The sequence below is a fragment of the Streptomyces sp. MB09-01 genome (assembly GCF_033794505.1).
In the GTDB taxonomy this organism is placed as follows: Bacteria; Actinomycetota; Actinomycetes; order Streptomycetales; family Streptomycetaceae; genus Streptomyces.
Window position 1 is genome coordinate 1 of sequence record NZ_JARAYQ010000327.1, and the last position, 7,813, is coordinate 7,813.

At 73.0% G+C, this 7,813-nt stretch carries 6 protein-coding genes; 5 read left to right on the top strand and 1 reads right to left on the bottom strand.

Annotation, left to right across the window (positions count from 1 at the left end; all coding sequences use genetic code 11):
* The 5 genes from PV721_RS38575 to PV721_RS38595 all read left to right on the top strand — a co-directional run.
* A partial coding sequence (locus tag PV721_RS38575; RefSeq protein ID WP_319732801.1) for a hypothetical protein occupies positions 1-1,292 on the top strand: 1,292 nt, incomplete at its 5' end.
* A gap of 115 nt (positions 1,293-1,407) precedes the next feature.
* Positions 1,408-2,304, top strand: coding sequence for a metal-dependent hydrolase (locus PV721_RS38580; RefSeq protein ID WP_319732803.1), 897 nt, complete (start codon positions 1,408-1,410; stop codon positions 2,302-2,304).
* A complete protein-coding gene (locus PV721_RS38585; protein WP_319732805.1) occupies positions 2,301-3,347 on the top strand; it encodes a PDR/VanB family oxidoreductase in 1,047 nt (348 codons plus the stop codon). The genes PV721_RS38580 and PV721_RS38585 overlap by 4 nt, the downstream gene beginning before the upstream one ends.
* Before the next feature lie 23 nt (positions 3,348-3,370).
* Entirely contained in the window at positions 3,371-4,072 is a 702-nt protein-coding gene (locus tag PV721_RS38590) for a TetR/AcrR family transcriptional regulator (protein ID WP_319732807.1), read from the top strand.
* Between the two features lie 34 nt (positions 4,073-4,106).
* Positions 4,107-4,643, top strand: coding sequence for a GNAT family N-acetyltransferase (locus PV721_RS38595; protein WP_319732809.1), 537 nt, complete (start codon positions 4,107-4,109; stop codon positions 4,641-4,643).
* Here the strand turns inward: PV721_RS38595 and pulA are convergent.
* A partial coding sequence (pulA, locus tag PV721_RS38600) for a pullulanase-type alpha-1,6-glucosidase (protein ID WP_319732811.1) occupies positions 4,630-7,813 on the bottom strand: 3,184 nt, incomplete at its 5' end. The genes PV721_RS38595 and pulA overlap by 14 nt on opposite strands.

The following is a 7,813-nucleotide window of genomic DNA, read 5'->3' on the forward strand; positions in this document are numbered from 1 at the left end:
CCGCCCCCCTCACCCCGTCGGCCGACGGCACGTCCCAGCAGCTCGACGTGGCCGCGGCGCCACAGGGCTCGCCCACGCCCGCGGCCGTGTCCCGGGGCGACGGCAAGGGCAAGACCGAGAAGTCCTCGCTGAAGGTCGCCTCCTACGACAGCAAGAGCGGACGGGCCGTCATATCCACGGCCCCCGAGGGGCCCACCCGCTCACCGTCCCCGGGCAAGTCCCCCGAGGCCGCCAAGCCCGTCGCGGCGGGCGACGTCATCGCCAGCGCCCCGGCTCCGGGCGCCCCCAACGGCCTGCTCGCCAAGGTCACCGAGGTCGTCGGCAAGACCGACCGCGGCACCGAGGTCAAGACCGCCGCCACGACGCTGAACTCCGTCCTGGGCGACGACAAGGCCGACGGCAAGGTCCCCGTCGACCCGTCATCGGTCACCGTCGAGCCCCTGATGAAGGGCGTCACCTTCTCCTGGGCCAAGGGCGACGGCCTGAAGTTCGGCCCCGAGGGCGCCAAGCTGCCGCTCGGGAACCTCCGGCTCGACGTGAACGCCTCCGTCGACACCGCCCCGGACGCGCCCGCCTCGGCCGGCGCCTCCGTCTCCGGCTTCGTCCAGCTCGCCCCGCAGGTCGAGTTCCAGTACGACGGCGCCCAGGGCGGCGGCGCCGGTCCGCGCGGCGCCTTCCTCGGGATGAGCGGCGACTGGTCCTCGCAGTGGAAGCTCCAGGGCCGCGCCGCCGCGAGCACCGGAGCCCCCAAGCGGATCCCCTTCGCCAAGCTGCACAGCTCCCCGGTGATCCAGGTCGGCCCGGTTCCGGTCGTCGTCAACCTCGACCTGACCTGCTACATCCAGGTGGAGGCCGACGGCCGCGTGACCCTCGACGTCCAGCAGGACGTCAAGGGCGACTTCAAGGTCGGCGGCAGCTACGCCTTCGGCAAGGGCTGGACCCCGGTCAGCACGTCGAACGTCCAGAGCACGCCGGTCCAGGCGACCGTCACCGCCACCGGGCGCGTCAAGGGCGCGCTCGGCGCCGAGGCGTCCATCGGGCTCTACGGCGCCGTCGGCGTCACCGCCGACTTCGCCCCCTACCTGCGCGGCGAGGCCGACGTCAAGGCGACCGCGTCCAGCGACGGCAAGGCCTCCGTCAGCGGCGCCTGGGCGCTGTACGGCGGATTCGACCTGAGCGGCAACCTCCACTTCCAGCTGTCCCTGTTCGGCACGCCCGTCTTCGAGCGCAAGATCCCGCTGGGCGCCCTGAACCGCGAGTGGGCGCTCGCGAGCGGCTCCACCGGGCGGTAGCCGCGCGGGCCTCCGGCAGCGCGCGGCCGCGATGCGGCGGCGCGCTGCGGCGGCGGGCGCGAGAAGTCGGCGCAGGGGGCTTCTCACCCCCTGTACCCATCAGTACATTGACACCATGTCTAATACGCCGCTCGCGCCCGCCCCCGTGGCGTCGGAACACGTGGATCTGAGGCCCCGGAACGTGTCCTTCGGCTGGGAGGACACCCCGCTCCACTGGCTGCCCGGCGAACCCTTCGCCGGGCACATGATCAATGTGCTGCACCTGCTGCTCCCCGCGGGCGAGCGCTGGTTCGTGCACGTCTACAAGCAGGTGCTCCCCCACATCAAGGACGAGCGGCTGCGTGCCGACGTGGTCGGCTTCATCGGCCAGGAGGCCATGCACGCCGCCGCGCACGACGACGTGCTCCCCCACCTGAAGCGGCTCGGGCTGGACCCCACCCCGTACACCGCGCAGGTGGACTGGCTGTTCGAGAAGCTGCTCGGCGACCGGACCCTCCCGCCGGGCAGGGCCCGGCACTGGTGGCTGATGGAGCGGGTCGCGATGATCGCGGCGATCGAGCACTACACGGCGTTCCTCGGCGACTGGGTGCTGAACGCCGACGCCCTGGACCGGCGGGGCGCCGACCCCACCATGCTGGACCTGCTGCGCTGGCACGGGGCGGAGGAGGTGGAGCACCGCTCGGTGGCCTTCGACCTCTTCATGCACGTGGACGGCAACTACCGCCGCCGGGCCCGCACCTGGGCCACCGCCTTCACGGCCCTGGTCTTCCTGTGGCAGCGCGGCGTGCGCTTCTTCATGGAGAACGACCCGCAACTGGTGGCCGCCAGGGCCTCCTTCGGCCAGTTCTTCCGGGCGGGGCAGCAGGGGGTCCTGCCGTCCACCGGCGCCATGCTGAAGTCCATACCGAAGTACCTCTCCCGCACGTACCACCCCTCCCAGGAGGGCTCGACGGCCCAGGCGGTGGCCTACCTCGCCGCCTCCCCCGGCGCGAACGGCGGTGCGCGGGCATGAAGCGCGCCCTCGCGGTCACAGCGGTGGCCGGTGCGGCCTGGGTGGCCCGGCGCGCCCTGAACCGCCGCATCGGGAAGTCCCCGCTCTGGCCCCTGCCCGCCCTGGAGACACCGGTCTCGGGCCACTCCCCGCGCCGTGCGCTGCGCGCACTGATCGTCTCCCGTACGGAGCCGGCCGAGGGCGTGCTGCAGCTGGCACTGGAATCCCCGGACCTTCCGGCGTGGACCCCGGGCGCGCACGTGGACGTCACCCTGCCCTCGGGGCTGGTCCGCCAGTACTCCCTGTGCGGCGACCCGGCGGACGGCGGCAGGTACACGATCGCGATCCGGCTGGTCGAGGACGGCCGCGGCGGCTCCCGCGAGGCGCACGACCAGCTGGTCGAGGGCGTCGAGCTGCAGCTGCGCCCGCCGCGCAACCGCTTCGAGCTGGTGCCCGCGCCCTCGTACGTCTTCGTCGCGGGCGGCATCGGCATCACCCCGGTCCTGCCGATGCTCCGGGCCGCCACGGCGGCGGGCGCCGACTGGACCCTCCTGTACGGGGGCCGCTCGCGCGCCTCGATGCCCTTCCTGGCGGAACTCGCGGCCTACGGGGACCGGGTCACGGTCGTCCCGGAGGACCAGGCGGGCCGGCCCGACCTGGCACCCGTGGCCGCGGCGGGACCGGGCACGCCGGTCTACTGCTGCGGACCCGAGCCGCTGATGCTGGCCGTCACGGCGGCTGCGGCCGATCCGGCGGCGGTCCACCTGGAACGCTTCTCGCCGGCGGCGGCGCCCGGCCCGGCGAAGGCCTTCACCGTCGAACTCCGGCGCTCGGGACGGGTCGTCGAGGTGTCGGCGGACGAGACCGCGCTGGCCGCGGTGCGCCGGGAACTGCCCGGCACCCCGTACTCCTGCGAGCAGGGTTTCTGCGGGACCTGCCAACACCGCGTCCTGTCGGGTGCGGTGGACCACCGCGACGAGCTGCTCACCGACCAGGAGCGCGCGGACTCGATGCTGTTGTGCGTCTCGCGAGCGAAGGGGGACCGCCTCGTCCTGGACCTGTGAACGCTCCCCAGTAGGGTGTCCGCATGACAACCGGGGTGCGACGCAGGATGGGTGTCGAGGAGCGGCGGCAGCAGCTGATCGGGGTGGCCCTGGAGCTGTTCAGCCACCGTTCGCCCGACGATGTGTCGATCGACGAGATCGCGGCGGCCGCGGGGATATCCCGGCCGCTCGTCTACCACTACTTTCCCGGCAAGCTGAGCCTGTACGAGGCCGCGCTGCGACGGGCGGCCGACGAGCTGGCGCAGCGGTTCGTGGAACCGCGGGAGGGGCCGCTCGGGGCGCGCCTGCTGCGGGTGATGGGGCGGTTCTTCGCCTTCGTCGAGGACCACGGGCCGGGCTTCTCGGCGCTGATGCGGGGCGGTCCGGCGGCCGGCAGCAGCCGGGCCAACGCGATGATCGACGAGGTCCGGCAGGCGGCGTACGAGCAGATCCTCACGCACCTGGGCATCGGGCTGGAGGATCCCCCGGCGCGGCTGGAGCTCGTGGTGCGGTCCTGGGTGTCGCTCGCCGAGTCCACGGCACTGATCTGGCTGGACGGGCGCAGGATCCCGCGGGGCGAGCTGGAACTGCAGCTGGTGCACGACTTCGCCGCGCTGGCCGCGGTGAGCGCCGCCTACGACGCGGAGATGGCGGGGATCCTCGTGCGGATCCTGGCCGACGAACCGGCCGACGGGCCGTTCGGGGAGCTGGTCGGGCGCCTCGGCGGGCTCGTTCCGGGCCCTTGATCATCGGCAGCACCCGATCACCGATAATGCCCGCGTGATCATTGACGACGGGATCTTGTTCCGGCGGGCCGCGGAGAAGGACGCCGGCACGCTGGTGCGGCTGTACGACCAGGCCGCCCGCTGGATGCGGAAGCACGGGATCGACCAGTGGAAGCCCGGTGACAAGGACGCCGCCCACTTCCGCTCGCGCATGGGCGACGGCGAGGTGTGGCTCGGCGGCGACTCCGAGGGCCGGGTGGTCGGGGCGTACGAGCTGTGGTGGTCCGACGAGGAGGCCTGGGGCGTGCAGCCTCCGGTGGCCGGGTACGTGCACCGGCTGATGGTGGAACGCGAGGCCGCCCCCGCCGGCGCCGGGCGCCGCCTGCTCGAACATGCCGAGCGGCGGATCGCCAGGACCGGACGGGAGCGGGCGCGGCTGGACTGCGTCTCCACCAACCCCCGGCTGCTCGCGTACTACCGGGGTGCGGGCTACCGGGTGGTCGGGGAGCTCCCCAACAAGGAGGGGAAGGACGGCAGGACCTACGGGGTGATCCTGCTGGAGAAGCGGCTGGACGAACTCAGCCTCGTGTGAAGACCGAGACGGTGCGGGCCGGTGCGGTGAACTCTCCCGTCCGGATGTCGTACGCGGACTGCTTGACCGTGGGGTCCGAGCCGGCGGCCTGGACCGGGTGCAGGCGGTAGGCGGTGCCCGCGAGGGCGGGGACGCGCTGGGGCTGGGCGCCGGGGGTGGCGTTGAAGACCACCACGAGGTCGCCCAGGGTCATGGTGATCACGCCCGGGGTCTCGTCCTTGCCCGAGAGGGGGAAGGCCAGCCGCGACTGGACCGCCTCCGCCGTGGTGAGGGCGAACTCCGGCGCGGTGGTGCGGATCTTCAGCAGGTCGCGGTGGGCCGCCGCGGTGGCGGTGATGTCCCCGCAGGTGGGGGCCGGTCCCGTCAGGAGGGGCTTCGCGTGGATCCACTTCGAGGCGTTGTCGGCGGCCGGGGGCAGGCCCCGGCCGAAGCCGTTGCCGTTGCGGCAGTCCCACTGGATCGCGTTGAACCAGTCGCCGCTGTCGTAGGAGTTGCGGTCCAGGGACTTGGAGCGCAGCAGGTCCGTGCCCGCCTGGGAGAGGGACGGGCCCTGCGAGAGGGTGGCCGTCGCCATGGCCAGGACCTGCATGCGGGCCTTGTCCGCGGTGCTCGTGGCCGGCGGGAGCTTGTAGGTCAGGGCGTCGGCGAGGGTCTCGTTGTCGTGGGCGTCCGCGTAGGCGAGGGCGTCACCGGGGGCGGCCGCGTAGCCGGCCGGGGAGCCGTTGTAGTCCACCTCGGAGCCCTTGGTGCGGCGGCCGGTGGTGTCGGTGAAGGCGTACGAGGCGAGGTTGCCCGACAGGCCCACCTTGATCAGGTCCTGGGCGTGCAGCAGGCGGGCCTTCTGCTCGGCCGGGGTGCCGTTGGCGGGCGAAGAGTTGGGGCTGGTGAACAGGCCCGAGGCGAAGCCCTGGACGCGCGGGTCCTCGTCGAAGGGGCCGCCGCCGCGGACCGCGTCGCGCGCCCGGTCGGAGAAGGTGGCGATGCCGGTTCCGGCCATGTTCTTCTGCGTGGCCTGCACGAAGCGGGCGTCGTCGGCGATCTCGCCGAAGTTCCAGCCCTCCCCGTAGAGCACGATCTTCTTGCCGTCGACCCCGTCCTTGGCGAGGGTCAGGCCGTCGAGCGCCTTGCGGACGGCCAGGATGTTGGCCTTCGGGTGGTGGCCCATCAGGTCGAAGCGGAAGCCGTCGACCTTGTACTCCTTCGCCCAGGTGACGATCGAGTCCACGACGAGCCGGCCCATCATGGCGTTCTCGGGTGCGGTGTTCGCGCAGCAGGTGGAGGTGGCGACGGAGCCGTCGGCCAGCAGCCGCTGGTAGTAACCGGGGACGATGCGGTCGAGGACGGACTTGTCCGACTGGCCGGCGGCGACGGTGTGGTTGTAGACCACGTCCATCACCGTGCGCAGCCCCGACCCGTTCAGGGACTGGACCATCCTGCGGAACTCGACCGTACGGGCCGTGCCGTTCGGGTCGCTCGCGTAGCTGCCCTCGGGGACGGTGTAGTGCAGCGGGTCGTAGCCCCAGTTGTACGCGTCCTTCGCGGCCGCGGCGGCCACGCAGGCCTGCTGCTCCTGCGAGTCCGGCGCGTACACCGTGAGGTCGCAGGCGGGCTCGGTGCGGTCCGCCGGTTTCTCCGGGACGGTGCCGATGTCGAAGGCCGGGAGGAGGTGGACGTACGAGGTTCCGGCGGCGGCCAGGTCGCGCAGGTGCCGCATGCCCGCCGAGCCGGTGTCGGTGAAGGCGAGGTACTGGCCGGGGTGGGTGCTGGTGCGGTCCGCGACGGAGAAGTCGCGGATGTGGAGCTCCTGGATCTGCGCGGAGGTGAAGGGGACGGGCGCGGGCTTGCGCAGGTCCTTCCAGCCGGGCGGGGCGAGCTTCGGGTCGGCCAGGTCCACGGCCAGGCTGTGGGTGGAGTCCGCGGTCAGGGCGGTGGAGTACGGGTCGGTGACCAGGTTGCGGACGATCTGCCCGGTGGTCGGGGCCCAGACGGAGACGGCGTAGCGGTAGGGCTTGCCGGTCCAGGAGCGCTCGCCGCGCACCGACCAGACGCCGGTGGCGTCGTCGCGGCGCATGGCGACCGTGCGGCCGTCGAGTTCGAGGGAGACCTGCTGGGCGGTCGGGGCCCAGACGGAGAGGGTGGGGCGGCCGTCCTTGAAGACCGGGCCGAGGGCCGCGGTCGTCGCGTACAGGTCGTCCAGGACGCCGGCGAGCTGGACGCCGGTGGCGGCGAGGACGGCGCCGTTCGCGGCGCGGGCGCTCGCGACGAGCTGGCCGCGCAGGGCCTCGCGGACGCGGTCCCGGTCGCGCGGGTCGACGGTGTAGGCGGCGTAGGCGGCCAGGTGGGGGAACTTCTGCTTCTGGGCGGCGGTGAGCGCGGACCCGGTCAGGCGGAGCCACTGGGCGCCGCCCTCGTGCAGGGTGCCGTTCTCGGCCTTGACGGCGCCTTGGCGGGAGGCCAGGAGCTGTACGGAGGCGGCGGCCGCGGGGGCGTTCCAGGCGAGGGTGTCGCGGTCGATCCACACCGCCTGCGACTTGGTGAGGTCCAGGGCGGCCGAGGATCCGGCGGGCTGCGGCAGGAGGTACTTCGCCTTTCCGCCCAGCATCCAGACCTCGTGGCCGGTGGCCTTCAGGTCCAGGGACTGGTCGGAGGGGAGGTCCTTCTCGTCGCCCTTGTGGAGGATGTAGCTGAGGCTGGTGGCGCCGGCCGCGAGCGGGACCTCGTAGACCGCGCCGTAGGAGTCGGTACGGGAGGGCAGCAGCGGCCTGGACCAGTCGGTGGGGGTCGCGGCGCCGGTCCAGACGTGCAGGCCCCAGCCGTCGTAGGCGCCGTCGGGGCGCTGGTAGTGGAGGACGGCCTTGGCCTGGTCCTGCGGCGGGTAGGCCGGGCGGTCGGTGCGGGCGGGCTCCTTGCCCTGCTCCAGCCAGATCTCGCCGGTCTTCGTCACGTCGATGGTGCGGTCGGCGGCGACGTCCTTGTTCCCGTCCTTGTCGATGACGAGGTAGCCGACGGAGGAGGCGCCGGGCTTCAGCCTGACGTACGCGAAGGCGCCGTAGGCGTCGCGGCCGGTGAAGCCGTGGCCCTCGGGCCAGGGCGTGGCCTCGCCGTCGGCGAGGTCGCCCCAGGCGTAGAGCCGCCAGTTCGTGTAGTCGCCGTCGGGGCGGTTGTAGTGG

Excerpts from the sequence above, each read along its gene's own strand:
- PV721_RS38580 (WP_319732803.1), top strand. The coding sequence starts at position 1,408 with ATGTCTAATACGCCGCTCGCGCCCGCCCCCGTGGCGTCGGAACACGTG.
- PV721_RS38585 (WP_319732805.1), top strand. The coding sequence starts at position 2,301 with ATGAAGCGCGCCCTCGCGGTCACAGCGGTGGCCGGTGCGGCCTGGGTG.
- PV721_RS38590 (WP_319732807.1), top strand. The coding sequence starts at position 3,371 with ATGACAACCGGGGTGCGACGCAGGATGGGTGTCGAGGAGCGGCGGCAG.